General features: G+C 68.6%; 20 protein-coding genes. 6 read left to right on the top strand and 14 right to left on the bottom strand.

The features are described 5' to 3' along the window. Nucleotides 1-99 precede the first annotated feature (99 nt). Together D0Z60_RS02940 and paaG are read left to right on the top strand one after the other, a co-directional pair. A complete protein-coding gene (locus D0Z60_RS02940) occupies nucleotides 100-843 on the top strand; it encodes an SDR family oxidoreductase (RefSeq protein ID WP_118856873.1) in 744 nt (247 codons plus the stop codon). 18 nt (nucleotides 844-861) lie between these two features. Next, complete coding sequence (gene paaG, locus D0Z60_RS02935; RefSeq protein WP_118856872.1) at nucleotides 862-1644, top strand: 2-(1,2-epoxy-1,2-dihydrophenyl)acetyl-CoA isomerase PaaG; 783 nt, start codon at nucleotides 862-864, stop codon at nucleotides 1642-1644. Here paaG and D0Z60_RS02930 read toward each other — a convergent pair. After that, nucleotides 1641-2216: a hypothetical protein gene (locus tag D0Z60_RS02930; RefSeq protein ID WP_118856871.1), complete on the bottom strand. Its 576-nt coding sequence runs from the start codon at nucleotides 2214-2216 to the stop codon at nucleotides 1641-1643. The two genes, paaG and D0Z60_RS02930, sit on opposite strands and share 4 nt — an antisense overlap. 95 nt (nucleotides 2217-2311) lie before the next feature. On the opposite strand from D0Z60_RS02930, the gene paaZ reads away from it, so the two are divergent. Then, nucleotides 2312-4336, top strand: coding sequence for a phenylacetic acid degradation bifunctional protein PaaZ (paaZ, locus tag D0Z60_RS02925; protein ID WP_118856870.1), 2025 nt, complete (start codon nucleotides 2312-2314; stop codon nucleotides 4334-4336). Nucleotides 4337-4402: 66 nt separating this feature from the next. Here paaZ and D0Z60_RS02920 read toward each other — a convergent pair whose 3' ends face one another. The 8 genes from D0Z60_RS02920 to D0Z60_RS02885 all read right to left on the bottom strand — a co-directional run bounded on the left by D0Z60_RS02920 (nucleotide 4403) and on the right by D0Z60_RS02885 (nucleotide 10832). Continuing rightward, nucleotides 4403-4936, bottom strand: coding sequence for a F0F1 ATP synthase subunit B family protein (locus tag D0Z60_RS02920; protein WP_118856869.1), 534 nt, complete (start codon nucleotides 4934-4936; stop codon nucleotides 4403-4405). After that, complete coding sequence (locus D0Z60_RS02915; RefSeq protein ID WP_118856868.1) at nucleotides 4929-5423, bottom strand: F0F1 ATP synthase subunit B family protein; 495 nt, start codon at nucleotides 5421-5423, stop codon at nucleotides 4929-4931. Before D0Z60_RS02915 ends, D0Z60_RS02920 begins: the two co-directional genes overlap by 8 nt. A gap of 27 nt (nucleotides 5424-5450) precedes the next feature. Beyond that, nucleotides 5451-5678, bottom strand: a complete 228-nt coding sequence (locus D0Z60_RS02910; protein WP_118856867.1) for a F0F1 ATP synthase subunit C — start codon at nucleotides 5676-5678, stop codon at nucleotides 5451-5453. Between the two features lie 24 nt (nucleotides 5679-5702). After that, complete coding sequence (locus D0Z60_RS02905; RefSeq protein WP_420822790.1) at nucleotides 5703-6485, bottom strand: F0F1 ATP synthase subunit A; 783 nt, start codon at nucleotides 6483-6485, stop codon at nucleotides 5703-5705. Continuing rightward, a complete protein-coding gene (locus D0Z60_RS02900; protein ID WP_162888047.1) occupies nucleotides 6482-6826 on the bottom strand; it encodes an AtpZ/AtpI family protein in 345 nt (114 codons plus the stop codon). The genes D0Z60_RS02905 and D0Z60_RS02900 overlap by 4 nt, the downstream gene beginning before the upstream one ends. A 159-nt stretch (nucleotides 6827-6985) precedes the next feature. Beyond that, complete coding sequence (locus tag D0Z60_RS02895) at nucleotides 6986-7351, bottom strand: YdbL family probable chaperone protein (protein WP_118856864.1); 366 nt, start codon at nucleotides 7349-7351, stop codon at nucleotides 6986-6988. Next, nucleotides 7348-7572, bottom strand: coding sequence for a YnbE family lipoprotein (locus D0Z60_RS02890; protein ID WP_118856863.1), 225 nt, complete (start codon nucleotides 7570-7572; stop codon nucleotides 7348-7350). Before D0Z60_RS02890 ends, D0Z60_RS02895 begins: the two co-directional genes overlap by 4 nt. After that, nucleotides 7569-10832: an intermembrane phospholipid transport protein YdbH family protein gene (locus D0Z60_RS02885; RefSeq protein WP_118856862.1), complete on the bottom strand. Its 3264-nt coding sequence runs from the start codon at nucleotides 10830-10832 to the stop codon at nucleotides 7569-7571. Before D0Z60_RS02885 ends, D0Z60_RS02890 begins: the two co-directional genes overlap by 4 nt. 92 nt (nucleotides 10833-10924) lie before the next feature. Here D0Z60_RS02885 and radC point away from each other — a divergent pair, with 92 nt between their 5' ends. After that, nucleotides 10925-11605, top strand: coding sequence for a RadC family protein (gene radC, locus D0Z60_RS02880; RefSeq protein WP_118856861.1), 681 nt, complete (start codon nucleotides 10925-10927; stop codon nucleotides 11603-11605). Between the two features lie 33 nt (nucleotides 11606-11638). Beyond that, a complete protein-coding gene (gene purB / locus D0Z60_RS02875) occupies nucleotides 11639-12958 on the top strand; it encodes an adenylosuccinate lyase (RefSeq protein ID WP_118856860.1) in 1320 nt (439 codons plus the stop codon). Here the strand turns inward: purB and D0Z60_RS02870 are convergent. The 3 genes from D0Z60_RS02870 to dnaK form a co-directional block, all read right to left on the bottom strand. Beyond that, entirely contained in the window at nucleotides 12955-13854 is a 900-nt protein-coding gene (locus D0Z60_RS02870; protein WP_118856859.1) for an MBL fold metallo-hydrolase, read from the bottom strand. The two genes, purB and D0Z60_RS02870, sit on opposite strands and share 4 nt — an antisense overlap. Nucleotides 13855-13920: 66 nt before the next feature. Beyond that, nucleotides 13921-15039, bottom strand: coding sequence for a molecular chaperone DnaJ (gene dnaJ / locus D0Z60_RS02865; protein WP_118856858.1), 1119 nt, complete (start codon nucleotides 15037-15039; stop codon nucleotides 13921-13923). A gap of 111 nt (nucleotides 15040-15150) precedes the next feature. Beyond that, complete coding sequence (dnaK, locus tag D0Z60_RS02860; RefSeq protein WP_118856857.1) at nucleotides 15151-17088, bottom strand: molecular chaperone DnaK; 1938 nt, start codon at nucleotides 17086-17088, stop codon at nucleotides 15151-15153. A gap of 174 nt (nucleotides 17089-17262) precedes the next feature. Between dnaK and D0Z60_RS02855 the strand changes: the two genes are divergently transcribed. Continuing rightward, nucleotides 17263-18234 carry a phosphatase PAP2 family protein gene (locus D0Z60_RS02855; protein WP_162888045.1) on the top strand — a complete coding sequence of 324 codons (972 nt, stop codon included), beginning with the start codon at nucleotides 17263-17265 and terminating at the stop codon, nucleotides 18232-18234. Here the strand turns inward: D0Z60_RS02855 and fabG are convergent. Then, nucleotides 18188-18928, bottom strand: coding sequence for a 3-oxoacyl-[acyl-carrier-protein] reductase (fabG, locus tag D0Z60_RS02850; protein ID WP_118856855.1), 741 nt, complete (start codon nucleotides 18926-18928; stop codon nucleotides 18188-18190). The genes D0Z60_RS02855 and fabG overlap by 47 nt on opposite strands. Next, nucleotides 18928-19866 (bottom strand): ACP S-malonyltransferase, encoded by a 939-nt coding sequence (gene fabD, locus D0Z60_RS02845; protein ID WP_118856854.1) that lies wholly within the window; start codon nucleotides 19864-19866, stop codon nucleotides 18928-18930. The genes fabG and fabD overlap by 1 nt, the downstream gene beginning before the upstream one ends. Between the last annotated feature and the right edge of the window lie 45 nt (nucleotides 19867-19911).

The following is a 19911-nucleotide window of genomic DNA, read 5'->3' as shown; positions in this document are numbered from 1 at the left end:
AGCGCGGCGACGAAGACGATCCTCGCCAAGCCAATCGGGCACCTTTCATCGCGCCGGTCGCGCCCCATTTGAGGGGCCCAACAGATTCGGAGCGCACATATGAAAACCAGCGGCAATACCATCCTCGTCACCGGCGGGGGGAGCGGGATCGGGCGCGCTTTGGCGCAGCGGTGGCACGATTCGGGCAATGTGGTGATTGTCGCCGGGCGCCGGGTCGAGGCGCTCGAGGAGACCGCCAGCGGCCGCGACAACCTCCACGCGATGGCGTTCGACGCCGAGGACTCGGGGGCGATCGACTCGTTCGCCGAGACGCTGGTTGGCCGCTTTCCGGAGCTCAACGTGCTGGTCAACAATGCCGGCATCATGCGCACCGAGGACGCGACCAGCCGCCGCGACCTCACGGACGCCGAGCAGACCATCGCGACCAATTTGCTCGGGCCGATCCGCCTCACCAATGCGCTCATCGACCATCTCGCGGCGCAGGCGGATTCGGCGCTGATCAACGTCACCAGCGGCCTGGCGTTCGTGCCGCTGCCGGCCGCGCCGACCTATTCGGCGACCAAGGCGGCGATGCATAGCTACACCCAGGCGCTGCGGGCCAAGCTGGCCGGCAAGGTGGAGGTGATCGAGCTTGCCCCGCCGGCAGTGCAGACCGAGCTGACGCCGGGCCAGTCGACCCGCGCGGGCTACCAGCCGCTCGAGGAGTTCGCCGACGAGGTGATGGGGCTCTTGGCGCAGCAGCCGACGCCGCCGGAAATCCTGGTTCAGAACGTCCATCCGCTGCGCTTCGCCGAGCGCGACCGGACCTTCGAGGAGCGGCTCGCCTTTCTCGCCCAGCACTAGGCTGCTAGGCCGTGCGCGATGGCATTTGAAACGATCGAAGTCGCGCGCGACGGGCATATCGCGCGGGTGACGCTGAACCGGCCGGAGCGGCTGAACAGCTTTACCCGGGCGATGCATGCGGAGTTGCGGGAGGCGCTGGGCGCGCTCGGCGAAGCGCGGGTGGTCGTCATCACCGGCGCCGAGCGCGGGTTCTGCGCGGGGCAGGATCTCAACGACCGGGCGGTGAGCGCGGGCGACTCGCCGACCGACCTCGGCGCGACGGTCGAGGAATGCTGGAACCCGCTGGTGCGGATGCTGGCGGAGCTGCCGCAGCCGGTAATCGCGCGGGTCAACGGCGTGGCGGCGGGCGCCGGGGCGAGCCTGGCGCTGGCGTGCGACCTGGTGGTGGCGGCGCGATCGGCCAAGTTCATCCAGAGCTTCTCAGCGCTGGGTCTGGTGCCCGACACTGGCGGCAGCTGGCATCTGACCCGCCATCTCGGCCAGGCGCGGGCGATGGCGTTGGCGCTGACCGGCGAGCCGTTGCCCGCCGAGCAGGCCGCCGAATGGGGGCTGATCTGGAAATGCGTCGAGGACGATGCGCTCGACGGCGAGGTCGATTCGCTGGCGGCGCGGCTGGCGGCGCTTCCGCCGCTCGGGCTGGCGGCGATCAAGCGGATGATCCGGACGAGCTGGGAGCGCAGCCTGAGCCAAGAGCTCGACCTGCAGCGCGACGAGATGCGGCGGCTGGGCTTCACCGCCGACTATCGCGAGGGGGTGGCGGCGTTCCTGGAAAAGCGCCCGGCGAAATTCGAGGGGCGCTAGGAAGCGATCCCCGACAGCCGCAGCGACCACCAGCCGTAGCCGAGCCACAGCAGACTACCGGCCAGCGCGGCGAAGCTGAGCCAACGGCGCCGGGCGACAATCACGACGCAATAGAGCGCGATCATCGCATAGTCCTTCCAACGCTGGAGGAAGGCGCTCTCGACACTGACCCCTCTTTCGATGTCGAGCGCAGTGCGAAGCCCGATCCAGACTACCACGAAGGCAATGTAGACCGACCAGAAATAGGTGTGGGAGGAGCGTTCGAACTCGCGGAGATCGATGCCGTCGGCCGGAACCTCGTCGGGCAGGCTGGCCGAGGCGGCGAGGAACAGCAGCAGCAAGGCCGCGAAATAGGGCATCACCTCGCCCAGCGTATCGCCGGAAAAGCCGTGCCACTTCCACCACAGGTTGAACAGTTCGAGCAGGACCAGCGCCGCCGCGGTCGGCGCAATCCAGTCCCAGCGCACCCGCCGCCCGGCGCGGAGCAGGCGATGCAGGCTGGTGGCGATGTCGGCGATGGCGAGGCCGATGACGATCGACACCAGCACGGTGATATATTCGAAACTGTTCATCCGGCCCCCCGCGCCGGCGACTATCGCAGCGTTGCGCGGGCGGGGATAGTGGCGCGCAGTTGCCGAAGCGCCGCCGGACGGCCAAAGCAGACGCCATGAAGACCCAGCAATTGCTCAACTTCGCGCGGGACCAGTGGGTGCCCGGGGATGCCTCAAGCCTGACCGAACTGCCGAGCGCGATCGACGGCAGCGTCGTCGCCGCGACCGGATCGGGCGGGCTCGATTTCGAGGGCATGCTGAGCCATGCGCGCGAGGTCGGCGGGCCGGCGCTGCGGGCGCTGACCTTTCACCAGCGGGCACGAATCCTGAAGGGGCTCGGGCTGGCGATCCTGGCGGCGAAGGAGCCGCTATACGAACTCAATTACGCCACCGGGGCGACTCGCAAGGACGGCTGGATCGACATCGAGGGCGGCGCGGGCACGCTGCTCAGTTTTTCCTCCAAGGGCCGCCGCGAACTGCCCGATGCGCACGTCCTGCTCGACGGGCCGCTCGAGCCCTTGTCGAAGGGTGGGGGCTTCGTCGGCCAGCATATCTACACCTCGCTGCAGGGCGCGGCGGTGCACATCAACGCGTTCAACTTCCCGGTGTGGGGAATGCTCGAGAAGCTCGCGCCGACCTTGCTCGCGGGGGTGCCGGCGATCGTCAAGCCGGCCAGCGCGACGGCGTTCCTGACCGAGGCGGCGTTCCGGGTGATGGTCGACAGCGGGCTGTTGCCGCCGGGCGCGGTGCAACTGGTGGTCGGTGGGGTCGGCGACCTGTTCGAGCATCTCGGCGGGCAGGACGTGGTCAGCTTCACCGGATCGGCGTCGACCGCGAACAAATTGAAGAGCCAGCCGGTGGTGCTGCGCGAGAGCGTCAAGTTCGTCGCCGAGCAGGACAGCCTCAACGCCAGCGTGCTCGGGCCCGACGCGGCGCCGGGGACGCCCGAGTTCGACCTGTTCGTCAAGGAAGTGGTCAACGAGATGACCGTCAAGGCGGGGCAGAAGTGCACCGCCATCCGCCGGGCGATGGCGCCAGCCGAGCATCTCGACGCGCTCGAGGCGGCGACCCGCGATCGGCTGGCGGCAACGACGGTGGGTGACCCGCGCGACGAAGCGAGCCGGATGGGCGCGCTGGTCAATCGCGGGCAGCGCGAGGATGTGCGGCGGCAGATCGGCAAGCTGGTCGACAGCGGCGCGAGGATCGTCGCCGGAGACCCCGAGGCGGCGGTCGGGCCGGAGGGCGGCGCGTTCATGCAGCCCGTGCTGCTGCGCACCGATGAACCTTGGACGGCGAGCGCGGTGCACGATGTCGAGGCGTTCGGGCCGGTATCGACTGTGATGCCCTACCGCGACCTCGCCGACGCGGTGGCGCTGGCCAATCGCGGCATGGGCAGCCTAGCGTTGTCGCTGTTCACGCATTCGCCGGAGGCGGCGCGCGACTTCATCGGCGGCGCGGCGGCGTTCCACGGGCGGATGCTGGTGATCAATCGCGACAATGCGAAGGAAAGCACCGGGCACGGCAGTCCGCTGCCCGTCCTGGTCCACGGCGGGCCGGGCCGCGCCGGCGGGAGCGAGGAGATGGGCGGCGTGCGCGGGGTCAAGCATTACATGCAGCGCACCGCCCTCCAGTCGACCCCGGCGATGATCGCGGCGGTGAGCGCGCAGTACATCCCGGGCGGGCCCAAGCGGGTGCTCGAGGGGCACCCGTTCCGCAAGCGGATGAGCGAGCTCGAGATCGGCGATACGCTGAGGACCGCGAGCCGGACGGTGACGATTGCCGACATCGAGCATTTCGCCGAGTTCACCGGGGACAAATTCTACGCCCACATGGACGAGGAGGCGGCGCGGGCCTCGCCGGTGTTCGAGGGGCGGGTGGCGCACGGCTATCTGATATTGAGCTTCGCCGCGGGGCTGTTCGTCGATCCCGATCCGGGGCCGGTGCTGGCCAATACGGGCCTCGAGAATCTGCGCTTCCTGACGCCGCTCTATCCGGGCGATTCGATGCGGGTGGAGCTGACGGTGCGCTCGAAGTCGCTGAAGAGCGAGGAGACCGGCGTGGTGCGCTGGGCGGTCGAGATCTTCAACCAGCGCGACGAGCTGGTCGCGACCTACGATCTGCTGACGGAGAATGTGCCCTAGGGTCGGCGAGAGGTCCCGGCCCCTCCGGCGCTTCGCGCCACCTCCCCCAAGGGGGAGGGGCAAAAGTCAGAGAACGGCGATGGCCTGGTCGATCAGCTTCTTGTCGGAGCCGGCGTCGTGCTTGCTTGCCACCAGGCGCGCGGCGGCGGCGGTGGCGGCCTTGGCGGTGGTCGCGCGGATCTCGGCGATCGCGGCGCGTTCCTCGGCGGCGATCTTGTCCTCGGCCATGCGCTGGCGGCGCTCAACCAGCGACTTGGCGTCGGTCTTGGCCTTGGCGACGATCGCCTTGGCTTCGGCCTGGGCGCGCTCGACCATGGCTGCGGCCTCGCCCTCGGCGGCGCGCGACTTGGCCTCATACTCGGCCTTGAGGCTTTCCGCGTCCTTGCGCAGCGATTCGGCCTCGGCGAGCTGGGCGCGGATGCCGTCGATCTTCTTGTCGAGCGCCTTGCCGACCGCGGCCGGCACCTTCTTCCAGATGAACAGCGCAAGAATGGCGATCATCGACAGCGCGACCCACTGGGTCGGGTCGAGCCCGAGCGCGGTGGGGTCGGCGTGGGCCTCCCCCGCTTCGCTGGTCGCGGCAAGCATCAGCTCAAGCATTGGCCATCACTTCCTTGACCGCCTGGCGCGAGGCGGCGGCGTCAACCTCGACCCCGGCGACCTTGCGCGCGATTTCGGCGGCGAGTTCGGCGGCGGCGGCCTCGATGTCCTTGACCGCGCCTTCACGCGCCTGGCGCACCTCGGCTTCGGCCTGGGCGACCCGGGCGCCGATCTCGGCGTCGGCTTGCCCAAGCGTCTGTTCGGTCGACTTGGCGCCGCTATCCTTGGCCTTGGCGGTCAGCTTGGCCGCTTCGGCCCGGCTGGCATCCATGCGCAGGCGATAGGCTTCCTCGACCTGCTCCGCCTCGGCCTGGGCGGCTTCGGCGGCGGCGAGGTCGGCGGCGATCTTCTGCTCGCGCAGATCGACGGTCGACTGGATCTTGGGCAGCATGCCCTTGCCGATCGCGAAGTAGATCACGCCTAGAACGATCGCCAGCCAGAAGAACTGGCTGAGCGCGACCTCGGCGAGCTGGTTGAGTTGCGGCATCGAATGATCCCTCGAACGCGCGTCCGTTTAGACGGCGTAGAGGATGATCATGGCGACGGCGAAGGCGATCAGGCCCAGCAGCTCGGCGGCGGCAAAGCCGATGAACAGCCGGCCCTGCTGGCCGTCGGCCGCGGCCGGGTTGCGCAGCGCGCCCTGAAGGAACGAGCCGAACACGGTGCCGACGCCGGCGGCGGCAGCGCCGACTCCGATTGCGGCGAGACCGGCACCGATGACCTTGGCAGCTTCGAGATCCATGAGATTAACTCCTGTGTGAAAGACTTAGTGAAGGTTGACCGCGTCGTTGATGTAGAGCGACGTCAGAAGGGCGAAGACATAGGCCTGGATGGCGCACACGAGGAGCTCGAGCGCGCTGACCCCGGCGATGAACACGAACGACAAGGCCGAGATGCCGAGCGACATCGGCGTTCCGGCGTCGATCCCCTGGATGATGAAATAGGCGAACACCTTGATCAGGATGTGGCCGGCGATCATCGCCACGAACAGTCGCAGCGCGAGGCTGAACGGGCGGACCAGGAACGACAACAGCTCGACGAGGAAGATGAATGGCACCATCAACGCCGGCGTGCCGTGCGGCACGAACAAGCTGAAGAAGTGGAAGCCGTGGCGGGCGAAGCCGACGACGAGCACGATCGAGAAGCTGATGATCGCCATCACGCCGGTGACGGTGAACTGGCTGGTGACGGTGAATGGGTGGACCCCGGGGATGATCCCGAACGGCATCATGCCCATCAAATTGGCGAACAGGATGAAGATGAAGACGGTGAACACCCAGGGGACGTACTTGCGCCCCTCCGGCCCGACATTGGTGTCAAGCATCGAGGTGATGAAGCTGGTGACCCCCTCGACCGCCATCTGCCAGCGGCCGGGGACCAGCTGGCGCTTCATTCCGCCCATCATGAACAGATAGATCGCGCCGAGCACGATCAGCATCCACAGCGCGCTGTTGGTGAACATGAACGGGCTGCCCGCTTCCGCCGGCCCGACGAGCGGGTCGATGTGGAACTGGTGCATCGGGTCGATCTTGACTTCGGCCGCCACTATTTCACCTCACGGCCCGAGGTCGGGCCTTGCTTCGCTGTCTTCAACACTTCCCGGAAGGCGAGGCCGAAACCGAGAAACATCAGCCCGAGCGTGACCCACGGGAGGGTTCCCGCATATTGGTCGATCGCCCAGCCGATGAGGGCACCGCCGAGCGGATAGCCGACCAGCACCGACAGGATCCGCGATCCGGCCGAGCGAATGACCCGCTGCGCCTCGGCATTGTGGCGCCGCTTGTCCTCGGCCGCTTCCTCCGCCTTGACCCGCTCGAGCCGCGTTTCGAGCGACACCAGCCGGTCATCCTTGGGAGAATTCGGGTCCTCGTCGATCCCGTTCGCAGCCATGCGCCTCATTTCTCCTAAATGTGCGCCGCCAGCCGTCGAAAACCGGGCCGATGGTCGCTAGGCAAGGAACATGGCGGCGTGTCGAGCCCGCCAAGGCGCCGCCCCTTTATGAAGCGGCTTGGCCCAAGTCAACCGCCGTCAAGGGGCCGCTCGGCGGGTCTAGCCGCAATAGTCGGGGACGGGCGCCGACTGGCCGGCCGTGCGGCGGCGCCAGCGGTTGTCGGCGAGCAGATAGGCCTCGCCCACCGCGACCCGGCCGAGCAGCTCGCAGCCGGCGGTGAGGCCGACGTCGCCGGGCGCGACGCCGCGGCTCGAGGCGAGCTGGCTGTAGAGCGCGCGGCGCTTGATGTTGACCGCATTGACCTGGGTGCGGACCGAGGCGTCGGCCGTGGCGGCGAGGCCGAGATAGCCGTCGTAGCGCTCCCCCACCTGCCCCGCCGCGCGCGCCTGGCCGAGCGCCGGCTGGGCCGCCGCTGGGGCGGACGCGAGCAGCGCCGCACCGAGCATGGCGAGGATGCGGGTCATTGGCGCGGCACCCCGCCTTCGGGCTGCTGCGGGAAGGCGTCGGGATTGTTCTTGATCAGCTGGTCGACGTCGCGTTGGAGGCGGACCAGCACCTCCTGCTCGATCTTGACGTTGAGGTTGATCTCGATCGGCTTGTCGGGCGGGCGGACGGTGACGCAGCTGGCAGTGACGGGCAGCAGCAGCGTTGCGGCGCCGAGGCGCAGGGCGGTGGTTCGAGTCATGGGCGTTGCTCGCTTTCAGCTGGGGGCTTGGTGGTGACGTCGATCTTCTGGTCGACCGGGGTCTGGGTCTGCTCCGAAGTCTGCTCCTTGCGGCGGACCTCGGTGATCACGCCGGGGATCTGGTCGATCGGCGCGGGGAGCACCTCGCGGATGACGTTGCGCGGGTCGCGGATCGACTTGGCGGTGGCAATCAGCGCACGGAACGGGCCGCGGATGGTGACATTGAACTTGAACGGGATCTTGCGGACGAGCGATTTCACCAGCCGCTGGGTGCCGGTGGCATTGGCGAGGCCGACCTCGTCGATGGTCAGGCCGGCGGCGAATTCGCCGGCGAGGTCGCCGTCGAGGCGGATGACCATGCGGCTGAAGCGCAGCGAGCGCAGCGCGTCGAACGCAATGCCGCCCATCAGCCCGAGATTGGCGCGGTTGATCGCGCCCTCATAAGACAAGGTGCCGCCGCCGAGCCGGCTTTCGAGCCGCCCGCCGACGATCCGCCCGCCGTCCTCGTCGAAGATCATCGGCAGCACGCCGTCGAAGATGCCGCTCGCCTTGAGGTCGCGGAACTGGAGCGAATCGACGAAGGTCTCGGCATTGAGGCCGACGACGGTGAAGGTCAGTCGCTTGGCGGTCGCCTTGTTGAAGTTGAGGATGGTCTCCTCGAGAATCAGCCGGCCGCCCATGAACGGCCATTCGCCGCGCTCGACGCGGACCAGCCGGCCGGGCAGCAATTGATAGCGGATCTCGCCGCCGAGTACCTCGATGCCGGGGTTGAGACCGGCGACGGTGGCGATTTGGCCGGGCGCGGTCTCGAGCTTGAGGAGGTCGGTGAAGCGGATGGTGGTCGACAGGCCGGTGACCGGGCCGAAGGCGGCGGCGAGGTTCATGTTCTGCGTGGTGAATTCGCCGGTCGAGGTCACTCCGCCGCTGCCGTTCCAGGCGATCCGCCCCTGCCCGCTGACGCTTCCGTCGACCAGCGCGACGATGCCCTGGGTGAGGCGCGTGAGATCGGTCGGCTGGAGGCCGCCGAGGGCAAAGCGGATGCCGGGGACGTCGATCACCGCCTCGCCGCTGCCGGTCGACAGCCGGTGGTCGATGGCGACGTTGGCGACGCGCGTGCCGCTCTCGGGGTCGGTGAGGGTGCCGCCGGCGTCGATCCGGTCGTTGGCGAGGCGGAAGGCGAGATCGGTGCTGCGCAGCGGGTAGAAGCGCGGCTCGGCGGCCATGTCGGTGACGGTCGCGGCGCCGTCGATCGCCAGCGCGCCGCGGCGGAAGGTCCAGCGGCCGGCGGCCTCGCTGAGGCGGATTGGAACGCGGCCGATGATGGCCGCGGCGCCGCCGAAGTTGCCGGTCACCCGCCCGCCGCCGAGATTGCCGTCGAGCCGGGCGGCGGTGACACGCACCGGCGCCTCGCTCTTGCCCATGCGGATGGCGAGCTCGCGTGCGGTGAAGCGGTCGGCGGCGCTGAGCACCGCCTGCGCCGCGGTCAGCGCAAAGGGCGAGCGGCCGAGCCGACCGGCGAGGCGCAGGTTGCGGGTCGAGGCGCCGATCTGGACCGGGGCCGAGCCGCGCTTGGCAATGATCGCGCCGCGGGTCGGGCACAAGGGGATGCTGGCCGCGCCGAGGCGGAGCCCGCCGGCGGTGAGCGAGGTGAAGCGCGCGTCGATGCAGCCGCGCCCGATCAGGAAGCCGCCGCCGGGTCCGCCGAGCCGGCCCTCGATCGGGAAACGCAGCCCGGTCACCCGGCCCCCCGGGATCGGGCCGTCGAGGATGGCGACGGTCTCGAGCTCGGTCGAGCCGTCGGCCTGGCCGTCGAAGCGCACCGGCGCAAGGGCGAGTCGGGCGCCGCCGGCGGTGAGCGGCTGGATCCGCGCTTCGCCGGAGAGCGGACCGCCGCCGCGCGGCTGGCGAAGCGCGATGTCGGCGCGCGGAAGACCGCCGCCGCCGGTGGCGATTCGGCCGTCGACGCGCATCCGCCCGCTCGGCCAATAGTATGTGATGCCGTCGCCGCCGCCGACCAGCACGCGCGCTCCGCCGGGGCCGCGCGCATCGGCGGAGCGGATCCGCACGCCGCCGCCGCCGCGGCCGTTGACCAGGGTCAGCTCGCCCGAGGCGTCGAAGCGCGCCGCAGTGCGGCGGATCGAGGTCGCGATCTGGCTTGCGATCGGCGCCATCGGCGTGCCCTTGGCGCCGTCGAACGGACCGGCCAGGCGTGCCACCAGCGGAGCGGCCAGCGCGGCGCTGTTGGCGTCGTAATCGGCGGTGACGGCGAGCGTGCCCTTGGCCGGGAGCAGCCGGTAGTTGCCCGCGAGCCGGGTGCGGTCGGCGAAGATGGCGGCGAGGCGCGCGCGCTGGGCGGACAGGTCGAAACGGCCCGAGGCGTCCTTGACGTCGCCCTTGAAGCCGAGCGTTCCGGCAAGATTGGCGAGGCCGTTGTCGCCGGCGGTGAGGGTCTGGACGGCGAGCCGGCCGCGACCGTCGAACTGGTCGAAGCCCTCGGAGAAGCTGCTGTCGAGATCGAGCCGCGGGGCGACCAGCGCCATCCGGCTGTTGGGGCACGCCACGCTGCGCGCGCTGACCGGGCCGCGCACCTGCGGCCGGCGGGCGACGACGGCGAGCGCGACCGAGGCGCGCATGCCCTCGAGCGCGCAAGCGCCCATCTTGAGCGGCCCCGAGGCGGCGGACAGGCGCCCCTTGAAGCCGCCGGTGAGATTGCCCGAGCCGGCCACCGCGAAGCCGAGCCGGCCGTAGGGCGTGGCGAGCGCAAGGGTCGAATCGGCGATGTCGACCGCGACATCAGGCAGGCTGAACGGCTTGCCGCTCGGCGGCGGAAGAAGCTTGTCGACCTCGCCCCAAGTCACCCGGCCGCTATTGAGCAATCGGCCGCGCAGCCGGACCCCGCGCGCGACGATTCGATAGACCGAGACGCTGCCGTCCCAGTTGAAACGCATCTGGATGCGCGCGTAGCGGGCAGTGAGATCGGGCCGGGCGGGATCGCCGATGGTGACGTCGCGGATGATCTGGTTGTGGAGCCCGATGCGCTCGACGGTGTAGGTCGCGCGCACGCCGCGCTGGTCGAGTTCGCGCTTGATGAAATGCTCGGCGATCGGCCCGCGCGACAGCCAGGCGCCGACCAGCAGCACGAGCAGGCCGACGAGGATCAGGGATGAGACGAAGCGCAGCCGGGAGCGGCGGGTGGCCGTCACTTCCGTCGTGGCGGGCGCGTCATCACCCAGAGCTCGCTCGTCGCGCCCGCTATCCATCGTGTTCCTAAACCCGCGGTCATGGCCGCCGTTCCGTCACCGATACGGTTGGCCCGTTGCGCGGCGATACGCACGATCCTAGCGTGGTGGCAATGAACGGACCCGCAACCGACGGCTCGGGCCACAGAGCGCGGCTGCGCGAACGGCTGTTCGACGGCGGCGGCGGGGCGCTGCTCGACCATGAGCTGGTCGAATATCTGCTCGCGCTGGCGGTGCCGCGGCGCGACACCAAGGCCAAGGCGAAGGAGCTGATCGCGCGCTTCGGCGGGATCGGGCCGTTGCTGTCTGCCGACGCCGAGACGCTTCGGCGCGAAGGGCTGAGCGACGGGATGGTCGGGGCGCTCAAGATCGCCCAGGCAAGCGCGCTAAGGTTGCTCGAGACGCGGATCGAGGGGCGGCCGGTGCTGTCGAGCTGGGACGCGCTCGGCGACTATCTGCAGGCGGCGATGGCGCATTCGCCGATCGAGCAGGTGCGCGTGCTGTTCCTCAACGCCAAGAATCTGCTGATCGCCAACGAGGCGCTGTGGACGGGCAGCGTCGACGAGGCGGCGGTCCATGTGCGCGAGGTGATCGCCCGGGCGATCGCGCTCGGCGCCACAGCTCTGATCATCGTCCACAATCACCCCTCGGGCGACCCCACGCCGAGCCAGGCCGACATTCGCCTGACGCGCGACCTGATCGAGGCCGGCAAGCACATGAAGATCGCGGTCCACGACCATGTCATCGTCGGCGTGCAGGGCCGATCGAGCCTCCGGGCGCTGGGCGTGATTTGAACCCACCGGGCGGCTCTGCTAGCCGCTCGGGCCATGGTTCCGCGCTATTCCCGTCCCGAGATGTCGGCCATCTGGTCGGCCGAGAACCGATATCGCATTTGGTGGCAGATCGAGGTGTTCGCGGCCGAGGCGATGGGCCGGGTGGGCATGATCCCGGCCGAGGACGCCGCGATCATCCGCAAGGCCTATGACGCGGGCGTGCTCGACGAGATCGATGTCGCGGCGATCGACGCGATCGAGGCGGTGACCAAGCACGACGTGATCGCCTTCCTGACATGGGCCGGCGAGAGATTGGGGCCGGAGCGGCGCTGGCTTCACCAGGGGATGACCTCGAGCGACGTGCTCGACACCTCGCTGGCGGTGCAGCTGATGCAGTCGGCGGACCTGCTAATTGCCGACCTCGACGCGCTGCTGGCGGTGCTCAAGCGCCGCGCGGTCGAGCACAAGCTGACCCCGACGATCGGGCGGAGCCACGGCATCCACGCCGAACCGGTGACCTTCGGGCTCAAGCTGGCCCAGGCTTACGCGGAATTCGACCGCAACCGCGCGCGGCTGGTCGCGGCACGTGCCGACATCGCGACCTGCGCAATTTCCGGAGCGGTCGGAACGTTCGCCAACATCGACCCGGCGGTCGAGGCCCATGTCGCGGCCGAGCTCGGGCTGGCGGTGGAGCCGGCCTCGACCCAGGTCATCCCGCGCGACCGCCACGCAATGTTCTTCGCGACGCTGGGCGTGGTCGCCTCGTCGATCGAGCGGCTCGCGGTGGAGATCCGGCATTTGCAGCGCACCGAAGTGCTCGAGGCGGAGGAATATTTCGCGCCCGGCCAGAAGGGCTCGAGCGCGATGCCGCACAAGCGCAATCCCGTGCTGACCGAGAATTTGACCGGGCTCGCGCGCGTCGTGCGCGCGGCGGTGGTCCCGGCGCTGGAGAATGTCGCCTTGTGGCACGAGCGCGACATTTCGCATTCGTCGGTGGAGCGGTTCATCGGGCCGGACGCGTGCATCACGCTCGACTTCGCGCTGGCGCGGCTGACCGGGGTGATCGACAAATTGCTGGTCTATCCCGACCGCATGCAGCGCAACATGGACCGCATGGGCGGGCTGATTCATTCGCAGCGCGTGCTGCTGGCGCTGACCCAGGCCGGGCTCAGCCGCGAGGAGGCCTACGCCCTCGTCCAGCGCAACGCGATGCGCGTGTGGGAGAGCGACGGCCAGCTGCAGCTGCTCGACCTGCTCAAGGCCGATCCCGAGGTGACGGCGAAACTAGGCGCGGACGAGCTCGCCGCGCTGTTCGACCTCGATTACCATTTCAAGCGGATCGACACGATCTTCGAGCGGGTGTTCGGCGCCTAGCGGCGGCGGCCCTTGCGCAGATCGTCGTAGATCCCGCCGACGAAATCGTCGGCTTTGATGAAGCCGTTCGCAGCGACCTTGCCGGCATAGGCCGCGGCCGGGCGCGCGGCGAGCACCTCGGCCCGGCTGCGCCCGGCGCGGACCTGCGCCGCCACCTTGGCGCGCACGTCGACCAGCATGTCGTGATAGGCCTGGAGCTCGGCGCGGGTGGCGACCGGGCCGTGGCCGGGAATGACCTTGCCGCCGGGGCGGACCAGCGCCAACCCGCGGCGCACCGCGGCGATCACCCCGTCGATCGAGCCGCCACTGTCGCGGTCGATGAACGGAAAGGACAGGCGGTGGAAGAAGACGTCGCCCATGTGCACGACGTTGGCCCCGGTCCAATAGATCAAGGAGTCGCCGTCGGTGTGGGCATTGGGGACGTGCACGACCTGGAGGCGGTCGCCGTTGAGATGGAAGCTGATGTCGCGGGTGAAGGTGATCACCGGCAGGCCGGCCTTGCCGGTCGCCTTGATCGTGCCGAAGCGCGAGCTCACCGTGTCGACCGCCATTCGGCGGCGAACATTGTCCTGGGCGACGATCACCGTGCCCGCTTTGCCGAGCGCTTCGTTGCCGCCGGTGTGATCGAAGTGCCAGTGGGTGTTGATCAGGAAGGCGATCGGGTCAGGATCGAGGGTGCGCACCGCGGCGACAACCTTGGGCACCAGCGGCGCGAATTGGTCGTCGATCAGGACATTGCCGTCCACGCCATAGCTGACTCCGATATTGCCGCCCGAGCCGAACAGCACGGCGACACCGGGCGCAACCCGCTCGACCTTGATCTCAACCTTGTCGAAATTCTGCTGGGCGGCCGCCGGGCCGGTGGCGGCGGCGGCGAGCAAGGCGGCGGCAAGCATTAGGCGCACGATGATCTCCCCTGACACGGCGGACCTAGGCCAGGCCGCGCGCGGGGGAAAGACAGCCTATTGGGCCAGCGCTTCCTTGATACGCGCGAAAAAACCCTTGGCGGCGGGGCATTCGTCGCCGGTCTCGCTCTGCTGGAACTGGCGCAGCAGCTCCTTTTGCGCCTTGCTGAGGCGGGTCGGGGTTTCGACCAGGATCCGCGCGACGAGATCGCCGCGGCCGCGGCCCTGGAGTACGCTCATGCCGGCGCCGCGCTGGCGCAGCATCTCGCCCGACTGGGTCCCGGGCGGAATCGCGACCTCGACTTTCTTGCCGTCGATCCCGGGCAGGGTGACGGTCCCGCCGAGCGCGGCGGTGGTGAAGCTGACCGGGCATTCGGCGACGAGATTGGTGCCGTCGCGCTGGAAGATCGGGTGGCGCTTCATGTGGACGAACAGATAGAGGTCGCCGGCCGCCGCTCCGCGGAGCCCGGCCTCGCCCTCGCCCGCGACCCGGATGCGGGTGCCCTCGTCGACACCCGCGGGAATATCGACGTTGATCTTGCGGCGCTTGAGCCCGCGGCCCTCGCCCTGGCAGTCGGCGCACGGATCAGCGATCATCTCGCCCGCGCCGAGGCAGGTCGGGCAGGTCCGCTCGACCACGAAGAAGCCTTGTTGCGCGCGGACCTTGCCGGCCCCGCCGCACGAGCGGCAGCGCGCGGCGCGCGATTCGCCGCGCGCGCCGCTGCCCGAGCAGCTATCGCAGCGGGCCAGCGCCTCGAGGTGGATTTGCTGCTCGGCGCCGGCGAACGCCTGTTCGAGCGTCAGCTCGAGATCGTAGCGCAGGTCGGCGCCGCGGGCGACATTCTGGCGCTGGCCGCGCTGGTCCATGAATTCGCCGAAGATCGACGAGAAGATGTCGGAGAAGCCGTCGAATCCGCCGCCGCCGAAGGGGTCGCCGGCTGCTCCGCCGTTCTGGAAAGCGGCATGGCCGAAGCGATCGTAAGCGGCGCGCTTCTGCGGATCCTTGAGGCAGTCATAGGCCTCGCTGATCGCCTTGAAATGCGCTTCCTTGTCGGTGCAGCCGCCGTGCCGGTCAGGGTGGCACTCCATCGCCAGCTTGCGATAGGCCGCCTTGACCGTCGCCGGATCGGCGCCGCGGTCGATCCCAAGCAGCTCGTAATAGTCGGTCTTGGTCACGCTTTCCTCACGCCAAACCCGACCGGCCTGAGCCCGTCGAAGGCCTGCTCTCGCAAAAGATCGAGGACAGTCCTTCGACAAGCTCAGGACGAACGGCGAATTGCATCGCCGTTACGCCTTGTTTTCGTCGTCGACCTCGGAGAATTCGGCGTCGACGACGTCCTCTTCGGCAGGCTTGGCCTCGGCGGTGTCGGCACCCGCATCGGCACCGGACGCGGTCGCGGTCCCGGCCTGCTGGGCTTCGTACATCGCCTGGCCGAGCTTCATCGCCGACTGTGCGAGCGCGTTGGTCTTGACGGTAATCGCTTCCGCATCGCCGCCCTCGAGCGAGGTCTTTACCTCGGCAATGGCGGCTTCGATCTCGCCCTTCACTTCGGCCGAGACCTTGTCGCCATGTTCGGCGAGTTGCTTTTCGGTCGAGTGGACGAGGCTTTCGGCCTGGTTCTTGGCCTCGGCGCCGGCGCGGCGCTTCTTGTCCTCCTCGGCGAACTGCTCGGCTTCCTTGACCATCTTTTCGATGTCGCTGTCGGCCAGACCCCCCGAGGCCTGGATCCGGATCTGCTGTTCCTTTCCGGTGCCCTTGTCCTTGGCCGAAACGTTGACGATGCCGTTGGCGTCGATGTCGAACGTGACCTCGATCTGCGGCACGCCGCGCGGCGCGGGGGGGATGCCGACGAGGTCGAACTGGCCGAGCATCTTGTTGTCGGCGGCCATTTCGCGCTCGCCCTGGAAGACTCGGATGGTGACCGCGTTCTGATTGTCGTCGGCGGTCGAGAAGGTCTGGCTCTTCTTGGTCGGGATGGTCGTGTTGCGGTCGATCATGCGGGTGAACACGCCGCCCAAGGTCTCGATGCCGAGGCTCAGCGGGGTCACGTCGAGCAGCAGCACGTCCTTGACGTCGCCCTGCAGTACGCCGGCCTGGATCGCCGCGCCCATCGCCACCACCTCGTCGGGGTTGACGCCGATGTGCGGCTCCTTGCCAAAGAACTCCTTCACCACTTCGCGCACGCGCGGCATGCGGGTCATGCCGCCGACGAGGACCACGTCGTCGATCGCCTTGGCGTCGATGCCGGCATCCTTGATCGCCTTGCGGCACGGCTCGAGCGTGCGCTTGATGAGCTCGTCGACCAGCTTCTCGAGGTCGGCGCGGGTGATCGTCTCGACGAGGTGGAGCGGGGTCGTCGCGCCGCCTTCCATGCGCGCGGTAATGAACGGCTGGTTGATCTCGGTCGTCGCCGCCGAGGACAGCTCGATCTTGGCCTTTTCGGCGGCCTCCTTGAGCCGCTGCAACGCGAGCCGGTCGGTGCGAAGGTCGATATTCTCCTTCGCCTTGAACTTGTCGGCGAGATATTCGACGATCTTGGCGTCGAAATCCTCGCCGCCGAGGAAGGTGTCACCGTTGGTAGACTTCACCTCGAACACGCCGTCGCCGATCTCGAGGATCGAGACGTCGAACGTGCCGCCGCCGAGATCGTAGACAGCGATGGTTTTGCCGTCGTTCTTCTCGAGCCCGTAAGCGAGCGCGGCCGCGGTCGGCTCGTTGATGATGCGCAGCACCTCGAGGCCGGCGATCTGGCCGGCGTCCTTGGTCGCCTGGCGCTGGGCGTCGTTGAAATAGGCCGGGACGGTGATCACCGCCTGGGTGACCGTCTCGCCGAGATAGGCCTCGGCGGTTTCCTTCATCTTCTGGAGGATGAAGGCCGAGATCTGCGATGGCGAATAATCCTTGGCGCCGGCCTGGACCCAGGCGTCGCCATTGGCGCCCTTGACGATCTTGTAGGGCACCAGCTCGGTGTCCTTCTTGGTGATCGGATCGTCAAAGCGGCGGCCGATCAGGCGCTTGACCGCGAAAATGGTATTGTCGGGATTGGTCACCGCCTGGCGCTTGGCCGGCTGGCCGATGAGGCGCTCGCCGTCCTTGGTGAAGGCGACGACCGACGGAGTGGTGCGCGCGCCCTCGCTGTTCTCGATCACCTTGGGCTTGCCGCCTTCCATGACGGCGACGCAGCTGTTGGTCGTGCCGAGGTCGATCCCGATCACTTTGGCCATGCTATTTCCTCTTCTTCACTTGCCCCCGGAACCGTTCGCGACGGCTCCGAAATGTCCTTGTGTCGGGGGCGATATAGGTGGCGGCTCGGGCGCGACAAGGGTTTGGCGGCGCGCGTTTTTCGTGTCCGCGATTGGCAGGTTGTTAACCGTAAGCGGCTAGGCCCGCACCCTGTCGTGACCGTCAACGCCCCCATCGACCAGCCGCCGGCGACCGGCGATAGCGCGGCCGGCGCCGTGCTGCTGCTGCTCGCGCTCGCCGTCGCCTTGTGCCAGCTGGTCGATCCGCTCCCGATCGAACTGGCGAGCATGATGACGCTGGTGGTTGCGTGCGGAGCGCTTGGACTTGCGGCGCTGTTCTACCGCAAGGTCCGGCCGCGCGAGAATTTCGCGGTGATGTGCGTCGCGCTGGCGCAGGTCATCCTGTTCACCGCGTTCGGCATCATCCTGTCCTACCTATTGGCGCGAAACGGCGGAGCGTTGTGGGACGAGCGATTGGCCGAGTGGGACCGGGCAATCGGCTTCGACTGGCTGGCGTTCGTCCACTTCTTCGACCGCAGCGCGGTGGCCGTCGCCTGGCTCAAGCTGGCTTATGCCTCGCTGATCCCGCAGGTGATCGCGCTGGTGCTGGTGCTGGGGTTCACCAACCGCCTCGCCGAATTGCGCACGGTGATGCTGGCGGCGATCGTCGCCGGGACGGTGACGGTGCTGCTGTCGTCGCTATTCCCGGCGGTCGGCAATTACGTCCACCTCGGGCTGTCGGCGCGCGACTTCGCGTTCGTCGATCCGTTCGCCGGAGACGTCCACATGCGCGACTTCAACGCGCTTCGCGACGGCTCGGCGCAGGTGATGGTGCTGGGGCAGATGGAGGGGATCATCACCTTCCCGAGCTATCACGCCGGACTGTCGGTGGTCGCGCTGTGGGGCTTCTGGGCGAGCCGGATGGCCTGGGTGCGCTGGCCGGGAATGTTGGTCGCCGCCTCGACGATCGTCGCCACGCCGGTCGACGGCGGGCATTATCTGGTCGATATCATTGCCGGCGGAGCGATCGCGGTCCTCGCGCTGATGTGGGCGAGGCGTGCCGTGTGCTGGGCACCCGCACTTACGGCATGGCCATCCCGCCATTTACATGAAGCGTCTGCCCGGTGACGTAACCCGCTTCGTCCGAAGCGAGATAGACCACCGCAGCGCCGATATCCCCGCCGCTGCCCATTGCTCCGGTCGGGATCCGGCCGAGGATCGCGGCCTTTTGCGCATCGTTGAGGGCATCGGTCATGGCCGAGGTCATGAAGCCGGGGGCGACGCAATTGACGGTGATGCCGCGGCTGGCAACTTCCTGCGCCAGCGCCTTGGACATTCCGATCAGACCGGCTTTGGAGGCGACATAATTGACCTGTCCGGGGTTGCCGGTCACGCCCACGACCGAGGTGATGTTGACGATCCGCCCGCCGCGCGCCTTCATCATCGGCTTGCATGCCGCGCGCATCAGCCGGAAGGCGGCCTCGAGATTGACGGCGATGACCTCGCGGAATTCTTCGTCCTTCATGCGCATGGTGAGATTGTCGCGGGTGATGCCGGCGTTGTTGACGAGGATGTCAAGCCGGCCGCCGAGCGCTTCGAGCGCGCGCGGGACGAGCTGGTCGACGGCCTGCGCGTCGGCGAGGTTGCAGGCGAGCGGCACCGCCTTGTCGCCGAAGCCGGCGGCGAAATCGGCCAGCTTGGCCTCGTTCGAGCCCGAGACGGCGACCGTCGCCCCCTGCCCGACCAGCGCGCTGACGATCGCCGAGCCGAGCCCGCCCGAAGCGCCGGTCACCAGCGCAGTCTTGCCTGTGAGGTCGAACATCACGCGATCTCCTTCGCCAGCGCTTCGATGTCGTCGATGGTGACGACGCTCGTCACGCGCACGTCGGGGGCGATGCGCTTGACCATCGGGCCAAGCACCTTGCCGCCCAGTTCGACGAATTCTTCGACGCCCTGATCGGCCATCGCCGCGACGCTTTCGCGCCAGCGGACCATGGCGGTGACCTGCGCCACCAAATGCTCGCGAATAGTGTCGGGATTGGCGCTTGGAGCGGCAGTGACGTTGGCGATGAGCGCGACTTCAGGCGCGGCGATGCGGGTCGCGGCCAGAGCCTCGGCCATTTCGTCGGCCGCGGGCTGCATCAGCGAGCAGTGGAACGGCGCCGACACCGGCAGGGCGACGGCGCGCTTGGCGCCCATCTCCTTGGCCAAAGCGATGGCGCGATCGATCGCGCCCTTGTGACCGGACAGCACGACCTGCGAGGGGTCATTGTCGTTGGCGACCTCGCACACCTCGCCCTCGGCGGCAGTGGCGGCGATCCGCCGCGCAAGCTCGACGTCGGCGCCGAGCAGCGCCGCCATCGCCCCCTCCCCGACCGGCACTGCGCGCTGCATCGCCTGCCCGCGCAGCTTGAGAAGGCGCGCCGTGGTGGCGAGATCGAACGCACCGGCGGCGGCCAGCGCCGAATATTCGCCGAGGCTGTGGCCGGCGACGAACTGCGCCGCTTTCTCGAGGCTGACCCCACCCTCGACGGTCAGTGAGCGGAACACGGCGAGCGCATTGGCCATGATCGCCGGCTGGGCGTTTTCGGTCAGCTTGAGCTCGTCCTCTGGCCCCTCGCGCATCAGCCGCGACAGGTTCTGGCCGAGCGCCTCGTCGACCTCGGCGAACACGTCGCGCGCGACCCGGCTCGCGTCGGCCAATGCGGCGCCCATGCCGACCGCCTGGCTGCCCTGTCCCGGAAACAAAAAAGCGCGCATGAAGGCCCCTGCTGCTGTAGCGTAATCGGGGGCGGACTAGGCCGG

It is taken from the genome of Sphingomonas mesophila (assembly GCF_003499275.1).
Classification (GTDB): Bacteria; Pseudomonadota; Alphaproteobacteria; order Sphingomonadales; family Sphingomonadaceae; genus Sphingomicrobium; species Sphingomicrobium mesophilum.
The sequence above is the reverse complement of the archived record's forward strand: the minus strand, read 5'-3'. Positions and strand labels throughout refer to the sequence as shown.

Bases quoted from the DNA above. Each gene is read 5' to 3' on its own strand.
- fabG (WP_118856855.1), bottom strand. From the start codon at position 18,928: ATGTTCGACCTCACAGGCAAGACTGCGCTGGTGACCGGCGCTTCGGGC.
- D0Z60_RS02910 (WP_118856867.1), bottom strand. From the start codon at position 5,678: ATGGATCTCGAAGCTGCCAAGGTCATCGGTGCCGGTCTCGCCGCAATC.
- D0Z60_RS02870 (WP_118856859.1), bottom strand. From the start codon at position 13,854: ATGCTTGCCGCCGCCTTGCTCGCCGCCGCCGCCACCGGCCCGGCGGCC.
- D0Z60_RS02920 (WP_118856869.1), bottom strand. From the start codon at position 4,936: ATGCTTGAGCTGATGCTTGCCGCGACCAGCGAAGCGGGGGAGGCCCAC.
- D0Z60_RS02885 (WP_118856862.1), bottom strand. From the start codon at position 10,832: ATGGATAGCGGGCGCGACGAGCGAGCTCTGGGTGATGACGCGCCCGCC.
- D0Z60_RS02940 (WP_118856873.1), top strand. From the start codon at position 100: ATGAAAACCAGCGGCAATACCATCCTCGTCACCGGCGGGGGGAGCGGG.
- D0Z60_RS02915 (WP_118856868.1), bottom strand. From the start codon at position 5,423: ATGCCGCAACTCAACCAGCTCGCCGAGGTCGCGCTCAGCCAGTTCTTC.
- D0Z60_RS02900 (WP_162888047.1), bottom strand. From the start codon at position 6,826: ATGGCTGCGAACGGGATCGACGAGGACCCGAATTCTCCCAAGGATGAC.
- paaZ (WP_118856870.1), top strand. From the start codon at position 2,312: ATGAAGACCCAGCAATTGCTCAACTTCGCGCGGGACCAGTGGGTGCCC.
- radC (WP_118856861.1), top strand. From the start codon at position 10,925: ATGAACGGACCCGCAACCGACGGCTCGGGCCACAGAGCGCGGCTGCGC.
- D0Z60_RS02895 (WP_118856864.1), bottom strand. From the start codon at position 7,351: ATGACCCGCATCCTCGCCATGCTCGGTGCGGCGCTGCTCGCGTCCGCC.
- paaG (WP_118856872.1), top strand. From the start codon at position 862: ATGGCATTTGAAACGATCGAAGTCGCGCGCGACGGGCATATCGCGCGG.
- dnaK (WP_118856857.1), bottom strand. From the start codon at position 17,088: ATGGCCAAAGTGATCGGGATCGACCTCGGCACGACCAACAGCTGCGTC.
- fabD (WP_118856854.1), bottom strand. From the start codon at position 19,866: ATGCGCGCTTTTTTGTTTCCGGGACAGGGCAGCCAGGCGGTCGGCATG.
- D0Z60_RS02890 (WP_118856863.1), bottom strand. From the start codon at position 7,572: ATGACTCGAACCACCGCCCTGCGCCTCGGCGCCGCAACGCTGCTGCTG.
- purB (WP_118856860.1), top strand. From the start codon at position 11,639: ATGGTTCCGCGCTATTCCCGTCCCGAGATGTCGGCCATCTGGTCGGCC.
- D0Z60_RS02930 (WP_118856871.1), bottom strand. From the start codon at position 2,216: ATGAACAGTTTCGAATATATCACCGTGCTGGTGTCGATCGTCATCGGC.